This is a genomic window from Nonomuraea coxensis DSM 45129, assembly GCF_019397265.1.
Lineage (GTDB): Bacteria > Actinomycetota > Actinomycetes > Streptosporangiales > Streptosporangiaceae > Nonomuraea > Nonomuraea coxensis.
In genome coordinates this window covers 4,790,564-4,805,195 of sequence record NZ_CP068985.1, presented here as the reverse complement: position 1 = coordinate 4,805,195, position 14,632 = coordinate 4,790,564, and the positions used below count along the sequence as shown (strand labels likewise).

At 72.4% G+C, this 14,632-nt stretch carries 15 protein-coding genes; 6 read left to right on the top strand and 9 right to left on the bottom strand.

The features are described from left to right. Positions 1-128 precede the first annotated feature (128 nt). Positions 129-1,355 carry a sensor histidine kinase gene (locus tag Nocox_RS22570; RefSeq protein ID WP_026213791.1) on the top strand — a complete coding sequence of 409 codons (1,227 nt, stop codon included), beginning with the start codon at positions 129-131 and terminating at the stop codon, positions 1,353-1,355. After that, the gene (locus tag Nocox_RS22565) at positions 1,352-2,035 is read left to right on the top strand and encodes a response regulator transcription factor (RefSeq protein ID WP_020540540.1); all 684 of its coding nucleotides are present in this window, start codon (positions 1,352-1,354) and stop codon (positions 2,033-2,035) included. The genes Nocox_RS22570 and Nocox_RS22565 overlap by 4 nt, the downstream gene beginning before the upstream one ends. Before the next feature lie 10 nt (positions 2,036-2,045). Here the strand turns inward: Nocox_RS22565 and Nocox_RS22560 are convergent, their stop codons facing one another. From Nocox_RS22560 to Nocox_RS22545, 4 genes are all read right to left on the bottom strand, one after another. Further along, positions 2,046-3,452: an MFS transporter gene (locus Nocox_RS22560; protein ID WP_020540541.1), complete on the bottom strand. Its 1,407-nt coding sequence runs from the start codon at positions 3,450-3,452 to the stop codon at positions 2,046-2,048. A 160-nt stretch (positions 3,453-3,612) separates the two neighbouring features. Beyond that, positions 3,613-4,020, bottom strand: coding sequence for an SRPBCC family protein (locus Nocox_RS22555; protein ID WP_020540542.1), 408 nt, complete (start codon positions 4,018-4,020; stop codon positions 3,613-3,615). Between the two features lie 282 nt (positions 4,021-4,302). Further along, entirely contained in the window at positions 4,303-6,129 is a 1,827-nt protein-coding gene (locus Nocox_RS22550; RefSeq protein ID WP_033407885.1) for an FtsX-like permease family protein, read from the bottom strand. Positions 6,130-6,134: 5 nt separating this feature from the next. Next, positions 6,135-6,863 carry an ABC transporter ATP-binding protein gene (locus Nocox_RS22545; RefSeq protein ID WP_020540544.1) on the bottom strand — a complete coding sequence of 243 codons (729 nt, stop codon included), beginning with the start codon at positions 6,861-6,863 and terminating at the stop codon, positions 6,135-6,137. A 117-nt stretch (positions 6,864-6,980) separates the two neighbouring features. On the opposite strand from Nocox_RS22545, the gene Nocox_RS22540 reads away from it, so the two are divergent. Genes Nocox_RS22540 through Nocox_RS22525 form a run of 4 tightly spaced genes read left to right on the top strand, consistent with a single transcriptional unit; the run spans position 6,981 to position 9,564 of the window. Continuing rightward, complete coding sequence (locus tag Nocox_RS22540) at positions 6,981-7,634, top strand: response regulator transcription factor (protein ID WP_020540545.1); 654 nt, start codon at positions 6,981-6,983, stop codon at positions 7,632-7,634. Beyond that, positions 7,631-8,722, top strand: coding sequence for a HAMP domain-containing sensor histidine kinase (locus tag Nocox_RS22535; protein ID WP_020540546.1), 1,092 nt, complete (start codon positions 7,631-7,633; stop codon positions 8,720-8,722). The genes Nocox_RS22540 and Nocox_RS22535 overlap by 4 nt, the downstream gene beginning before the upstream one ends. Before the next feature lie 16 nt (positions 8,723-8,738). Beyond that, the gene (locus Nocox_RS22530; RefSeq protein ID WP_026213792.1) at positions 8,739-9,041 is read left to right on the top strand and encodes an ArsR/SmtB family transcription factor; all 303 of its coding nucleotides are present in this window, start codon (positions 8,739-8,741) and stop codon (positions 9,039-9,041) included. After that, positions 9,031-9,564 (top strand): YbaK/EbsC family protein, encoded by a 534-nt coding sequence (locus tag Nocox_RS22525; protein ID WP_020540548.1) that lies wholly within the window; start codon positions 9,031-9,033, stop codon positions 9,562-9,564. The genes Nocox_RS22530 and Nocox_RS22525 overlap by 11 nt, the downstream gene beginning before the upstream one ends. Here the strand turns inward: Nocox_RS22525 and Nocox_RS44205 are convergent. The 5 genes from Nocox_RS44205 to Nocox_RS22505 are packed head-to-tail and all read right to left on the bottom strand — an operon-like array spanning position 9,513 to position 14,545. Then, on the bottom strand, positions 9,513-9,884 hold the full coding sequence (locus tag Nocox_RS44205) for a hypothetical protein (RefSeq protein ID WP_425517801.1): 372 nt from the start codon (positions 9,882-9,884) through the stop codon (positions 9,513-9,515). The genes Nocox_RS22525 and Nocox_RS44205 overlap by 52 nt on opposite strands. Continuing rightward, positions 9,844-10,083, bottom strand: a complete 240-nt coding sequence (locus tag Nocox_RS44200; protein WP_219495496.1) for a universal stress protein — start codon at positions 10,081-10,083, stop codon at positions 9,844-9,846. The genes Nocox_RS44205 and Nocox_RS44200 overlap by 41 nt, the downstream gene beginning before the upstream one ends. A 29-nt stretch (positions 10,084-10,112) precedes the next feature. Beyond that, entirely contained in the window at positions 10,113-12,854 is a 2,742-nt protein-coding gene (locus Nocox_RS22515) for an HAD-IC family P-type ATPase (protein ID WP_020540549.1), read from the bottom strand. 40 nt (positions 12,855-12,894) lie between these two features. Continuing rightward, positions 12,895-14,061 carry a cation:proton antiporter gene (locus tag Nocox_RS22510; protein ID WP_020540550.1) on the bottom strand — a complete coding sequence of 389 codons (1,167 nt, stop codon included), beginning with the start codon at positions 14,059-14,061 and terminating at the stop codon, positions 12,895-12,897. A 4-nt stretch (positions 14,062-14,065) separates the two neighbouring features. Then, entirely contained in the window at positions 14,066-14,545 is a 480-nt protein-coding gene (locus Nocox_RS22505) for a cation:proton antiporter regulatory subunit (protein WP_020540551.1), read from the bottom strand. Between the last annotated feature and the right edge of the window lie 87 nt (positions 14,546-14,632).

Here is a 14,632-nt window from a genome sequence, read left to right as displayed (position 1 = left end):
TCCGGCAGCGGACGGCCGCCGCTACGCAGCCGGGCGTAGCCGGCTCATGCCTCGGTACGCCCGCCGTCGTAGCCGGCTGCGCAACCCGGCGAAGTGTCCTCAAGGCGCGGAAACCCTAGGATCGCGGCATGAAACACCCCGTGATGTCGTGGCGCCCGCCGATGCCGGCGCAGGAGGTGTTGCTCGCGCTCTTCATCACCGTGACGCAGGTTCAGGGCACGATGGTCCGCAACGCGGGCGAGGTGGTGCAGCGTCCTCTCACCGACCTCGGCAACCTCGGATACGTCCTGCTGATCGTGAGCGGCCTGGTCGTCGCCGTCCGCCGCCGGTGGCCGGTGCCGGTGTTCCTCGCCACCGCGCTCGCCAGCCTGGTGTACTACGCCCTCGACTTCCCTGACGGGCCCGGCTGGCTCGGGCTCTTCGTCGCCCTCTACACCCTGGCCGCCTACGGCGACGGGCGCCGCTCGCTGGTGATCGCGGGCGTGGGCGTCTCGGTGCTCACCGTCGTCTGGCTGGTCGCCGCCGCCGATCTGGAGCCGCGCGCGGCCGTCGGCTGGGTGTACTTCCGGATCGGCGCGGCGGTCATGAGCGCGGCCCTCGGCGAGTCCGTCAGGTCCCGGCAGGTCATCGCGGCCGAGGCCCAGGAACGCGCCGAGCTGGCGGAACGCACCCGCGAGGAGGAGGCGCGGGCGCGGGTGAACGCCGAACGGCTCAGGATCGCGCGCGAGGTCCACGACACCGTCGCGCACGCCATAGCGATCATCAACGTCCAGTCAGGCGTCACCTCGCACGTGCTCGACAAACGGCCGGACGTGGCGCGCGAGGCGCTGCGGGCCATCGAGCAGACGAGTTCCCGGGCGCTGCGGGAGATGCGGGCCATCCTCGGGGTGCTCCGTGACGACGACGGCGGTGACGACGACGGGCGGGGGCCGTACCCCGGGCTGGGGCAGATCGACGAGCTGACCGCCAAGGCGCGCGAGGCCGGGCTCGACGTCGAGGTCGAGGAGACCTCGGCCGCCGCGCCGCTGCCCAGCGCGGTGGGAAGCGCCGCCTACCGGATCGTCCAGGAGTCGATCACCAACGTGGTCCGGCACGTCGGACCGACCCGGGTGACGGTGGCGCTGCGCCCCGGGATCGAGGCACTGGAGATCCGCGTGACCGACGAGGGCCGCCGTGCCGTCCCGGGCCATGACGCCGCGGACCCGCGCCTGCCGGGCGAGCCCGGCCGCGGCATCGCCGGCATGCGCGAGCGCTGCCAGCTGCTCGGCGGGGAGCTCGACGCCGGGCCGGTTCCTGGCGGCGGGTTCGAGGTCAGAGCCAGGCTGCCCCTCGCGCCGATCGGGCCGCGCCGGTGAACGCCGCGGCCGGCCCCCCGATCAAGGTGCTGCTCGCCGACGACGAGGGTCTCGTGCGGTCAGGGTTCAAGGTCCTGCTCGACCTGGAGGACGGCATCACGGTGGTCGGGGAGGCCACCGACGGCGCGGAAGCCGTCGAACGGGCCCGCGCCACCCGCCCCGACGTCGTCCTCATGGACATCCGCATGCCCAGGATGGACGGGATCCAGGCCACCGCCGAGATCGCCCGGACACGCGGGCTGGAGCAGGTCCGGGTCCTCATCCTCACCACCTACGACACCGACGAGTACGTCTTCGACGCCCTGCAGGCCGGCGCGAGCGGCTTCCTGCTCAAGGACGCCGGGCCGGCCGAGCTGCTGCACGCCATCCGGGTGATCGCCGCCGGGGACGCGCTGCTCGCGCCGCGGATCACCCGGCGCCTCATCGGCCAGTTCACCGCCCGCCGGACAGCCGCCCGGACCGCCGAGGACCGGCTCGCGGTGCTGACCGAGCGCGAGCGCGAGGTGCTAGCCCTGGTGGGGCAGGGCCTGAGCAACCACGAGATCGGCGCCGAGCTGTTTCTCAGCCCGGCCACCGCCCGTACCCATGTCAGCCGGGCGATGGCGAAGCTGGGCGCGCGCGACCGCGCGCAACTGGTCGTCATCGCCTACCGGACCGGGCTGGTGAGCCCCGGGGCGTGACGACTGCGGCTCAGGAGTTCCTGGCGTCCTCCAGGACGCGGGCGGCCTCCCGTTCGTACGAGCCGCGCGAGGCCAGCACCACCAGGCCGCCGAGGATCATGGGCACGATCAGCGCGTACATGGCCATGAGGAGGGAGCCGGTCGCGTCCGAGGTGATGCCGACGATGAGCGGGCCGAAGGCGGCGCCGATCGTCAGCAGCACCTGCAGGACGGCGAAGCCGACGCCCCGCGAGGAGGCGGCCACGACGTCGGCGATGCACGCCGTGCACGTGGGGATCGCGGTGGAGGAGATCGTGACGGCCAGCAGGACGAGGACCACCAGCGCCACGGTCGAGTCCATGAGCAGGGCGGTGCCGAGGACGGCCGAGCCGACGGTGATGCCCGTGCCGCCGACGAGCAGCCGGCCGCCCTTGACCCGGCCGTGCAGCCGCTTGCCGAGGTGGGTGCCGATCACGGTCCCGGCCAGGACGCCGACGATGGTGACGCCGCCGCTGAGGCTGCCGGCGACGCCGATCTCCATCTCCAGCACGCGGACCATGAGGGAGGGCAGCCAGAAGTAGACGCCGCCGAGGCCGAGGGTCAGGATCATCACGCCGAGGGAGACGAGGACCAGGGTGCGGATGGCCAGGACCTGACGGACCTGCGGCCAGAAGGGCCGTTTCACGGTCGCGCCGGGGGTGGGGGCGGGGTCGGCCTCGGGCGGACCGGCCTGCGGCGGCTCCAGGGCGCCGGGCGGTGGTACGGGCGCGGAGGAGGGCCCGGCGGCGGCCATGATCCTGTCCATCTCGCCGCGCCGCGGCTCGCGCATCCGCCACACGAGGACGGCGGTCAGCGCTCCGGGGATCGCCATCAGCAGGAACGCGGCCCGCCAGCCGTACGCCTGGCCGATGACGCCGCCGAGCAGCGTGCCGACGCCGCCCAGGTACGTGGTCATCCGCGTCCACCCGTACACCTGCATGCGGGTCGCGGCGGGGTAGTAGTCGGCGAGCAGGCTGCCGACGGCGGGGTTGTCGATGTTCTCGGCGGCGGCGAGCAGCACCCGCGTGAAGTAGAAGAAGGCGAAGCCGGTGGCGAGCCCGGAGCCCAGGGTGGCGAGGGCCCAGATGAGGACCACGAAGGCGATGATCTTCGTACGGCTGCGCCGGTCGGCGAGGTAGCCGGCCGGCAGCGCGACGAGCGCGGCGGCCAGCGCCGCCGCGGTCGGGATGGACCCGGCCGCGGTGTCGCTGAAGCCCCATTCCTCCTGGATGAGCGGCAGCACGCCGGACATCAGGTTGGCTTCGATGCGATCGACCATCCCCACGATGAACAGCACCACGAACGGCCCCCACCCGAAGGGGTTGGGATCGGTCGGGGTGATGCCGCCGGGCGGCGGGGATCCGAGTCGGCGACGTTCGCGGGCGACGGCCTTCACCATGTCTTTCTCCTCCGCGCTAGGCGCTCCCGGGTGGTACGGCGGGCACGGGAGCCTAGAACGCTGTTCTAAAACAGAGTTCTAAGAAGAGAGTGTCGTACATCACACCATGTTTCGCCAGTGTTTCCTGAGACGCGAAACGCTCAAGGACGGGTCCAGCCGATCATCTGGCCGCCTCGATCGCCTGCTTCATCTCCCAGGCGCCGTGTTCCATGCGCACGCGGATCTCGGCGGCTCGCGAGTGCGGCAGCACGTTGGTGGTCCAGATCAGCCGGCCCGCCTCGTCGCCCTCCGGGCGGACCTCGAACGAGGCGTGATGGTGATCGAGCGCGGGTCTCGCGCCTTCGACGACGGAATAGGCCAGGCAGCGGCGATCGTCATCGATCGCGACGATCAGCTCGCGGATGACGTGCCCGTCGGGAAAGGTCAGGAACCGCTGGTCGCCCTCCAACCGGGTGCCGGCGACACGGCCCGGCAGCAGGCGCTCGTGCACCGCTCCGACGTCGCGCAGCACCTCCCAGATGTGCTCGGGCGACGCGTCGATCACGATCTCGTGGCGGATGGAGGCCATGACGCCGGGAACTCCTCTCGTGACGGGGCGGCTCCTCGCCGGCGGTGCCCCGGGGTACGTCGTCTCACAGCTCGGTCCGAGCCGTCGTGGTCATGGCGGTCGGCCGGTCTGACGCAGCTGGCCGGCGAGGCGATGCTGATGCCGTGCTCGCTGTCGTGGAGGCGGATCAGCAGGTCGAGCGCGCCCGGCGCCCGCCTCGAACGTGGGCAGCGTCTCGTCGCCGTCGGCGAACCAGGCCATCGCGGACGAGAATAGTACGCACCTCCATATCTGGGGAGCCCGCTAGAGAGCGTCGGTCACGGGACGGCGGCCGCCCAGGTGAGCGGGGACAAAGGTGAGCGCCGCCACCACGAGCGCGGTCGCCGGCACCAGGGCGACGAGCTGCCAGGCCGCGGGCAGCGTGACCTTGCCGGCGTCGCCCCCGGCGATCGCGTTGACGGCCGCGAACAGCAGGAAGCCTCCGGGAAAGACCCCTATGACGGCGCCGAGGCACGCGGGCAGCACCTGCGCCGCCGCCAGGGCGACGGTCACGTCCCGGGGCGTCGCGCCGAGGGCGCGTGCCACCGCCGAGGCGTGCCGGTTGTCGAGCACCGTCGCCCAGGTGATGACGACGGCGTTGACCGCCGCCAGGGAGAGCAGGACGACCGTCCAGACGAGGAGCACGTGCCGCAGCACCGCCACCTGGGCGTCGGTGTACGCGCCGGCCCCCGGCTGGTCGCCGAGGAAGGCGTCGAGCACCATCAGGACGTAGATGCCGCTGACCGTGACCGCGATGCCGGCCACCCCCAGCACCACTCGTCGCGGCCGGCGGGCGGCGACCCGCAGCGCCAGCAGCAGCGGCACGGGCAGCCGCGCCGAGAGGGCGATCAGCCAGCCCGTGCGGCGAGGCGGGCGTGCCGCGTCGGCCAGCGCGCTGACGGTGCTGGAACGGGCCGCGCGCACGGCCGGGACAGCGGTCGCCACCACGGCCACGCCGAGCGCCACCCCGGTCACAAGAGCGACCGTCGGCCAGGTCAGCGGAGCCGTCCCCGCGCCGCCGACGAGGCCCGCGCTCGACTCGATGAGCGACGGTGCGGACAGCGCCCCGATCGCCAGTCCGGCCCCGGCCGCGACCACGGCCGGCAGGAGGTACTCCGCGAGCAGCACGGCGGCGACCAGCCCCGGTGTGCCGCCGACCGCCTTCAGCAGCCCGGCGCGCCTGCTCTGATCGGCCATCCGCCCGCCGGCCAGCACCGACAGACTCGCCACGGCGAGCAGGCCGAGCAGCCAGGCGCCGATCAGCAGCAGGATCTGGGAGTCCCTGGCCAGCTCGGTGGCGTCGGCCTGGACGCTCTGCCAGCTCTGCAGGCGCACGGCTCCGCCGCGACCGCCGCCGTTCCGGTCGGCGAACGCCGGGGCCTCGGCCGGGTCGGCCAGCCTCAGGTTCATCACGTAGGAGAGGGAGCCGCGGTCCGGGGCGAGGCTCAGCGCGTCCGCCCGGGTGAGCCAGACCAGCCCCGGATTGTGCAGCAACCCCGCAGGCAGCTTCCTGTCGCGGGGGATCGCGCCGTTGACGCAGCCGGAGGAGACGACGCAGGACGCTCCGGGGTAGGGCGGCATGGCGGCGGTGACCGCGACCCCGGCGACCCTGAACGACCTGCCGCCCAGGGTGACCCGGTCACCGACGCCTACAGCGAGCCAGTCGGCGAAGGCGGCCTCGACCACCACGCCGCCGTCGCCGACCCAGCCGCCCCGCGTCACCACGGGCTGATCGACCGCCGCGGCAGCGGCGTCGCGCCCCTCGACCTGCACGTCCGACGTCCGGCCGGACGCCGTGAGCTTCCCCGCGACGACCGGGTACGGCCCGCTGTGCCCCGTCACGCCGGAGGCGGCGGCCAGCCTCCCGAGCTCCGCGAGCCCGGCCGAGCCGCCGGCGGCGGCGATCACGTCAGGTCCCTTGGTGGCCGCCCGGGTGCTCTCGTACGGGTCACCGGCCGCGTCGCGCAGGACGAGCCCGAGCGTCAGCGTCGTGGTGGCGGCCAGGACGGCGATCAGCAGCAGCGCGGCCTCGGTGCGGCGACGCCGGAGGTCCCGCAGGGCCAGGCGGACCACGAGGACGACACGTCCCATGCCGATCAGCCCTCCCGCCCCGCGAGCGCGCCGCACTGCCCGGCGGTCCCGCCGGGCGGCCCGGCCTCGTCCACGAACACGCCGTCACGCATCGAGAACCTCCGGTCCGCACCGGCCGCGATCCGGGCGTCGTGGGTGACGACGACCAGCGTCTGCCCGGACTCGCGCAGCTCCGCGAAGAGCTGGAGGACGTCCTGGGTGGCGGCGCTGTCCAGGTTTCCCGTCGGCTCGTCGGCGAGGACGACCAGCGGCTCGTTGCTCAGCGCCCGGGCGACCGCGACCCGCTGCCGCTGGCCCCCGGAGAGCGCGGAGGGCAGGAACCGCGACCGGCCGGCGAGCCCGAGCTGGTCCAGAAGCTCCTCAGCGCGCCGCCGGGCGGCCCGTGGCGAGCGTCCGGCGAGCAGCGCCGCCAGCTCGACGTTCTCCACGGCGGTGAGCTCCTCCATGAGGTGGAAGGACTGGAAGACGTGGCTGACGCCGGTCCGCCGCGTCCTGGCCAGGGCCTTCTCGCTGAGGTCGTCGATGCGCCGGCCGTTCAGCCACACCTCTCCTGCCGAGGGCCGGTCCAGCCCGCCGAGCAGGTGCAGCAGCGTCGACTTCCCGCAGCCGCTCGGCCCCGTGATCGCCACCGTCTCTCCCGCGCCGACGTCGAGATCGACGCCGTTGACAGCGCGCACCAGTCCTTCCCCTCTGCCGTACTCCTTCCGCAGCCCGCGGGCCCTCAGGACGGGCATGTCAGGGATCTGCTCCTTGGTTCTGATCACGGCCGCCAGCGTGGCCCGCAGCGGGTTACGTGGTCGTGAACGGATCCGTTAACGCCGCGGAAACCCCGGTACGGGTATGAAGGTCTGGTGCGCATTCTGGTGGCCGAAGACGAACGCGACCTGGCCGACCTCGTGGCGGTGGGATTACGCCGCCACGCCATGGCGGTCGACGTGGTCTACGACGGGGCCGCCGCGGTGGAGCGGCTGTCGGTGCACGACTACGACGTCCTCGTGCTGGACCGGGACCTGCCCGAGCTGCACGGCGACCTCGTGTGCCGTGAGCTGGTGGCGCGCGGGAGCCGTACGCGGATCCTCATGATGACGGCGGCGTCGTCGGTGCCGGAGCGGGTGGCCGGTCTGGGGATGGGAGCCGACGACTACCTGCCCAAACCGTTCGACTACGCCGAGCTGGTCGCGCGGGTGCGGGCGCTGGGGCGGCGCAGCAGGTCGGCGGTGCCGCCCGTGCTGACGCGGCACGGGATCGTGCTCGACCCCCACCGGCTGCAGGCCGCGCGGGACGGGCGCCACCTGCACCTGTCGCTCAAGGAGTTCGCCGTCCTGGAGGTGCTGATGAGGGCGGACGGCGCCGTGGTCAGCTCCGAACGGCTGCTCGAAGAGGCCTGGGACGAGAACGCCGACCCGTTCACGACGGTGGTGCGGGTCCTGATCAGCCGCCTGCGGGCCAAGCTGGGCGACCCGCCGTGCATCCAGACCGTTCCCGGCGCCGGATACGTGCTGTGACGACGATCCGGGTCCGGCTCACCCTGATCTACTCCGGGCTGTTCCTGCTGACCTCGGTCGTGCTGCTGGTCACGGTCAACCTCCTGCTGCGGCGGGCGCTGCAGGCGCAGATCGCCCGGATGCCCAGGGGAGCGGTGCCACCGGGTGGCCCGCTGCCGCTGCCCGATCTGGTGAACAACGTGACCGGCTACCAGTGGGGGATGACCACCTTCACGGTGGGGATCCTGACGCTGGTCTCGCTGGCCGTCGGGTGGCTGGTCGCCGGGCGGATCCTGCGGCCCGTCCACCGGATCACCGCCACCGCGCGGCGGCTGTCCCTGTCGACGCTGCACGAGCGGATCGCGCTCACCGGCCCGAAGGACGAGCTGAAGGACCTGGCCGACACCTTCGACGCGATGCTCGACCGGCTCGAACGCTCCGTCGAGGGGCAGCGGCGCTTCATCGCCAACGCCTCCCACGAGTTGCGCACCCCGCTGGCCGTCCAGCGGGCGGCGATCGAGATCGGGCTCCCCGAGGACTGCGGCGAGGTCCGCGCCACGCTCCTGCGCCACAACCGTCGCGCGGAGCACCTCATCGGCGCCCTGCTCGTCCTGGCCCAGGCGGACAACGGCCTGAGCGACCGAAGCCCGGTGCCCCTGGACCGGACGGTACGGCTCGCCCTGGCGGAGACCGGCTCGGACGACGTGACCGTGACGGGGCGGACAGAGCCGTTCGTCGTCGACGGGGACCCCGTCCTGCTGCACCGGCTCGTGACCAACCTCCTCGACAACGCGGTCCGCTACAACCATCCCGGCGGAACCGTCGAGGTGACGCTCTCCGGCGGGGTGCTGACGGTCCGCAACACCGGCCCGCACGTGCCCGAGGAACGTCTCGGCGATCTCTTCGAGCCCTTCAGGCGGCTGCACACGACCGCTGGACAGGGCGCGGGGCTCGGCCTGTCGATCGTCGCGGCCATCGCGAAGGCGCACGGGGCCGAGGTGCGGGCGAACCCCCGTCCGGGAGGCGGGCTGGAACTCATCGTGGTCTTCCCCGAATCGCTCAGCCCTGGGCCCCTGCCCGCTCGCGCCGATAGACAGGCATTTAGCTAAATGCCATAATGCCTCAGTGTTGGATGTCGACCTGGTGAAAGCCCTGGCCAACGACAAGCGCCTGCAGATCCTGGAGTGGCTGCGCGAGCCCGAACGGCACTTCCCGCCGCAGCGCGACGGCGACCTCGTCCGTGACGGGGTGTGCTCGTTGTTCATCGCGCAGAAACTCGGAGTGAGCCAGCCGACCTGCGGCGAACATCTGAAGGTGCTGTCGCAGGCCGGGCTGGTGCGCGGCACCAAGATCAAACAGTGGGTGTTCTACCAGCGCGACGAGACCAGGATCGCCCGGGCGAAGGAGTTGCTGAGCGGTGAATGGTGAGCTGGACGAGGCGGTCGCGGAGCCCGGGAGCATGCGGACGGCAGGCCGGTACGAGCGGCTGATAGCCGACCTCGACGCCGCCGGCGCGCGGTACGAGTTGCTCGACCATCTGCCGGAAGGGCGTACCGAGCTGGTCAGCGCCCTCCGGGGGCATCCGGTCGAGCAGGCCGCCAAATGCCTGATCGTGATGGTCAAGATCGGCAAGAAGCGGACCCGTTACGTGCTCGCCGTCGTGCCCGGCGACGCCCGCCTGGATCTGCAGGCGGTCAAGAACCTGCTGGGGGGCACCTACGTGGCCTTCGCGGACCGGGCCAAGGCTGAGGAACTGGCCGGCAGCGCGAGCGGCACCGTGCTGCCCTTCAGCTACGAACCCCGGCTTGAGCTCGTCGTCGACCCGAAGCTGCTGGACTCGCCGCGGCTGTACTTCAACGCCGCCCGGCTGGACCGCTCGATCGCCCTGAACACCGAGGACTACGCGCGCATCGCCAACCCCTGGGTCGCCGCCATCACCGCGTTGTCGTGAAACACCGGAGCCGTCGTGAAAGGGGGCAGACCAAGGACGGGAGAAAGGGGCAGTGGCCTGCCCACCTGAGAGACCTCGCCGTGTGACCGCGGCGGCCCATGACGAGCGGGTCGGCCTGCGTGCCGAGCCGGGTCAGCACTTCGGCGGGCTGGGCCTGGACCTGCGGCTCGGCCGGCTCTCCGGCCAGGAGGCGCTCCCCCAGGCCGCAAGGTCGTCGGCATCGCGAGTGAGCAGTTCGGCACCCAGCGGATCCCAGGGACGGCGTGCACGGCGTGCAGCTCAGCGCCGCGCAGCGCGACCTCCTCGGCCGCCAGCCGCACAGCGAGGCGGGAGGACGGCGAGCCGTCCAGCGCGACGATCACCCGGCCGTATGGGCGGGCGGGTCGCGGCCGCTGTCTGCTCAGGCAGCACCGTCCAGGCCAGGAGGTGGGCGTGGTGGAGGCGAGCCTCACTGAGCGCCCAGCCGAGCGCCGCGGCTGTCCCGTGTGAGCCGTCGAATCCTACGATGATGCGTTTCATGGCCGAAATCGCTCTTCCCGGGTCGGTGATCACATGATCCGGTGGCGTAGCCGCTTGTCGAGGGCGACGACGGCCGCGGCGACCGCAGCGAGCGCGCCGATGCGCAGCCAGGTCCCCACCGGGATCGGCGCGGTCTGGAACACCTGGTTCATGGCGGGCAGGTAAGTGATGGCCAGCTGGGCGAGGATCTGCACGCCCACACCGGCCAGCAGCCACCGGTTGGTGAAGGGCCCGATCCGCCACATCGAGCGGGTCAGCGAGCGGCAGCTGAACAGGTAGACCAGCTCGACCGCGACGAACAAGTTGACCGCCGCCGTGCGCGCCTCGGCCTCGCCGGCCCCGGCCGCCAGCTCCCATTCGAACAGCCACCAGGTGCCGGCGAGCAGCAGCGCGGACACCAGCAGGATCCGGAACATCAGCGCGCCGGTGAGCAGCGGCCGGTGGGGATCGCGGGGCGGGCGGCGCATGATGCCGGCCTCTTTGGGTTCGAAGGTGAGCATGAGGCCGAGCGCGACGGCGGTGGTCATGTTGATCCACAGGATCTGCACCGGCAGGATCGGCAGCGTCAGCCCGAGCAGGATGGCCACCAGGATGACCAGGCCCTCGCCGATGTTGGTGGGCAGGGTCCAGACGATGAACTTGGTGAGATTGTCGAACACGCCGCGGCCCTCTTCGGCAGCGGCCTCGATGGTGGCGAAATCGTCGTCGGTGAGCACCATGTCAGCGGCGTCCTTGGCGACCTCGGTGCCGCCACGGCCCATGGCGATGCCAATGTCGGCGCGGCGCAGCGCGGGGGCGTCGTTGACCCCGTCGCCGGTCATGGCGACCACGTGGTCGCGGGCCTGCAGCGCCTCGACCAGGCGCAGCTTCTGCTCCGGCGACACCCGGGCCAGCACCGTGGCCTTCTCCACCGCCTGCGGATACTCCTCATCCGGCAGCGCGGCCAAGTCGGCGCCGGTCAGCACGCGGCCTCCGGGTTTCCCGCCGCCGGGCTCGCCGTCGGGCAGCAGGCCGATCTGGCGGCCGATGGCGGCGGCGGTGGCGGCGTGGTCCCCAGTGATCATCTTGACCGCGATGCCGGCGTCGTGGCACGCCTGCACGGCACTGGCGGCGGCGGGTCGGGGCGGGTCGAGCATGGCCTGCAACCCGGTCAGCACCAGCGTGCCCGGTAGCGACCCGGGTTCGAAGGCGGCCGGTTCAGCGTGCTGGGCGGGCAGGCGGGCCATGGCGGTGGCCAGGACCCGCAGCCCGCGGCCGGCCAGTTCCTCGGCGGCAGCCAGGACGGCGGCGGGGTCCAGAGGGGCGACCTCGCCGCCGGCCCGCATCTGCCCGGCGCACAGGTCGAGAACGCGCTCCACCGCGCCCTTGGCCAACACCACGTGCCCGCCGTCGGGCAGCCGGTGCAGGGTGGCCATGTAGCGGCGTTCGGAGCTGAAGGGGATCTCCGCCAGGCGCGGATGGGAGGAGGCGGCTTCTGCCGGGTCGAGCCCGGTCTTGACGGCCACGACGGCCATCGCGGCCTCGGTGGGGTCGCCCACCAGCGACCAGTGCTGGGCCTTGCTGGTGAGCACCGTGTCGTTGCAGAGCGCTCCGGCCAGCAGCGTCCAGTACAGCGCCGTGTTGGCGTCCGGAGCAGCCCGGTCACCGGTTGCATCCAGCAGTTCGCCGTCGGGCGTGTAGCCCGAGCCGGTCACCTCCACCGTGCCGGCCGGGGTCCAGATGGCCCGCACCGTCATCTGGTTCTCGGTCAGCGTCCCGGTCTTGTCGGTGCACACCACGGTGGTGCTGCCGAGCGTCTCCACCGCCGGCAGGCGCCGCACCACCGCCCGGCGCCGCGCCATCCGCGCCACCCCGATGGCCAGCGTGATGGTGACCGCGGCCGGCAGTCCCTCGGGGATCGCGCCGACGGCCAGGGCCACCGCGGCGGTGAACATCTCCACCATCGGTTCGCCGCGGGCCGTCCCCACGGCGAAGGTGACCGCGGCCAGTGCCAGGATGCCCACGGTGAGGATCTGGCTGAACCTGGCCAGTTTGCGCGTCAAGGGCGTGGCCAGCGTCTCGGCCGTACCGACGAGCCGGTGGATCTCGCCCAGCTCGGTGGCGGTACCGGTGGCCACGACGACACCCGCCCCCGTTCCGGAGGTAACCATCGTGGCGGAGTAGAGCATGTTGCGGCGGTCGGCCACCGGCGTGTCGTGCGGCAGCACCGTCTCATCCTTGACCACCGGGACCGATTCGCCGGTCAGCGCCGACTCATCGGCCCGCAGCTCGGCCAGCCGCACCAGCCGCAGGTCGGCGGGCACCTTGTCGCCGGCCTCGACCAGCACCAGATCGCCCGGCACGAGCTCTTCTGACGGCACCTGCCGGACCTGCCCGCCGCGCACCGTCCGGGCCTGGGTATGGATCATCGACCGCAGCCCTTCCAGCGCGGCCTCGGCCTTGGATTCCTGCAGAAATCCGATCACGGCGTTGACCACCACCACCGCGAAGATGACGGTGGCGTCCACCCATGCGCCGAGCAGCCCGGTGATGGCACCGGCGGCCAGCAGGATGTAGATGAGCGGGTGGTGGAACTGGCGCAGCCAGCGCATCACCAGCCCGGAACCCTTGGTCTGCGGCAGCATGTTCGGTCCGTACTGCTGTTGCCGCCGCTCGGCCTCCTCCTCGCTCAGACCGTGCCGCGGATCGGACTCCAGGAGCAGCACCACCTCGTGCGGGGCCAGCGTGTGGTGGGCGGTGTCGGCGGAGCCCGAAACGGCGGTCTGCGTCATACGGCCAGTCCACCGCCCGGTACGGCGCCGTCCTAGGGGCCTACGTCCCATGCGGCTGGTCAAAAGGTCGCGTTCGGGGCCGGGCAGCGGTGAAGCGTGCGATCAGCGGCCCGACGACGGCCAGCGCGAAAACGTAGGCCGTCACCAGTGGCGCCAGGACGGGAAGCCGCGCGCCGGCCAGGCCGACGATGACGATGGAGAACTCTCCGCGGGCGATCAGCGCGGCGCCCGCTCGCGCCCGGCCGCGGCGGCCCACCCCGTCGCGGGAGGCCGCGTACCGGCCGGTGAACATCTTGGTCAGCGCGGTCACCGCGGCCAGTGCCAGCGCGGCCGGCAGCACCGGCACCAGCATGACGGGAGCCACTGACAGGCCGATCGCGATGAAGAAGACCGCGGCGAACAGATCACGCAGTGGCGCGATGACCGCACGCGCGCGATCGGCGGTCCGGCCGGTCAAGGTGAGGCCGACCAGGAAGGCGCCCACCGCCGCCGAGGCGTGGACGTACTCGGCCAGCGCCGCCACGATCATCGTCAGGCCGAGCATGCGCAGCATGAGCTGCTCGTTGTCCGGGTGCGCCACGATCCGGCCCAGGTGGTGCCCCCAGCGGGCGGCGAGGGCGAAGGCGGCCAGCACCGCGCCGACCGCGACCAGCGCCCCCACGATGGCCTGCCACCAGGCGCGGCCGGCGGCCAGCACGGCCAGCACCGGCAGGTAGGCCGCCATCGCGAAGTCCTCCAGCACCAGCACCGACAGCACCGACGGCGTCTCCCGGTTGCCCAGCCGCCGCAGGTCGCTCAGCAGCCGGGCGATGATCCCCGAGGAGGAGATGTAGGTGACACCGGCCAGCGCCAGCACGCCGACGCCGTCGAGGCCGAGCAGCCGGCCCGCCACAGCGCCGGGAACGGCGTTGACCAGCAGATCTACACCTGCCGACGGCAGATGATGACGCATGCTCGCGGTGAACTCGGCAAGGGAGAACTCCAGGCCCAGTGCCAGGAGCAGCAGCACGATCCCGATGGAGGCCCCGATCTGCACGAACTGACCGGCCGCCGGGATCGGCAGCACGCCGCCCTCTCCGAGCGACAGACCGGCCAGCAGGTAGAGCGGGATCGGCGACAGAGCCACCCGCCGCGCCAGGGACCCCACGATGCCGAGGACGGCCAGGATGAGACCCAGCTCCAGCAGCAACGCGACCGAGACGTGCACGCTTTCAGCCCCGCAGGATCCGCTTGACGCCGTCGATGCCCTCCCGCGTGCCCACCACCACCAGCACGTCGGCGGCCCGCAACACCTGCTCGGGACCGGGGGAGGCGATCACGTCGGCGCCGCGCACGATCGCCACCACCGAGGCGCCGGTACAGGTGCGCGCCCGCGTGTGCCCCAGCGGGCGATCCGCGTACGGCGAGCCCGGAGCCACCTTCACCGGCTCAGAACTCAGCCCGGGAACCTCCCGGGTGAGGTCGGCGAACCGCTCGGCGATCCGCGGCGCGCCCAGGATCTGGGCCAGCGCCTCGGCCTCCTCCTCATTCAGCCGGAACAGCGGCCTGCCCTCGTCCCGATCGTCGGCGAGATAGCCGACCACCTCGAAGTCGCCCGTACGCTGGGCCACCACCCCGATCCGCTCTCCCGCCTGCGTGGTGAACTCATACCGCAGGCCGACCCCCGGCAACAGCACCTCGTTCACATCCATGCGCCCATCATCCGGGCAGGCAGGAACTCCCCGAGGGAACGTCATCGTCCGGCAACCGTGTCATTAGAGTGAGCGCACTGCGGCCGA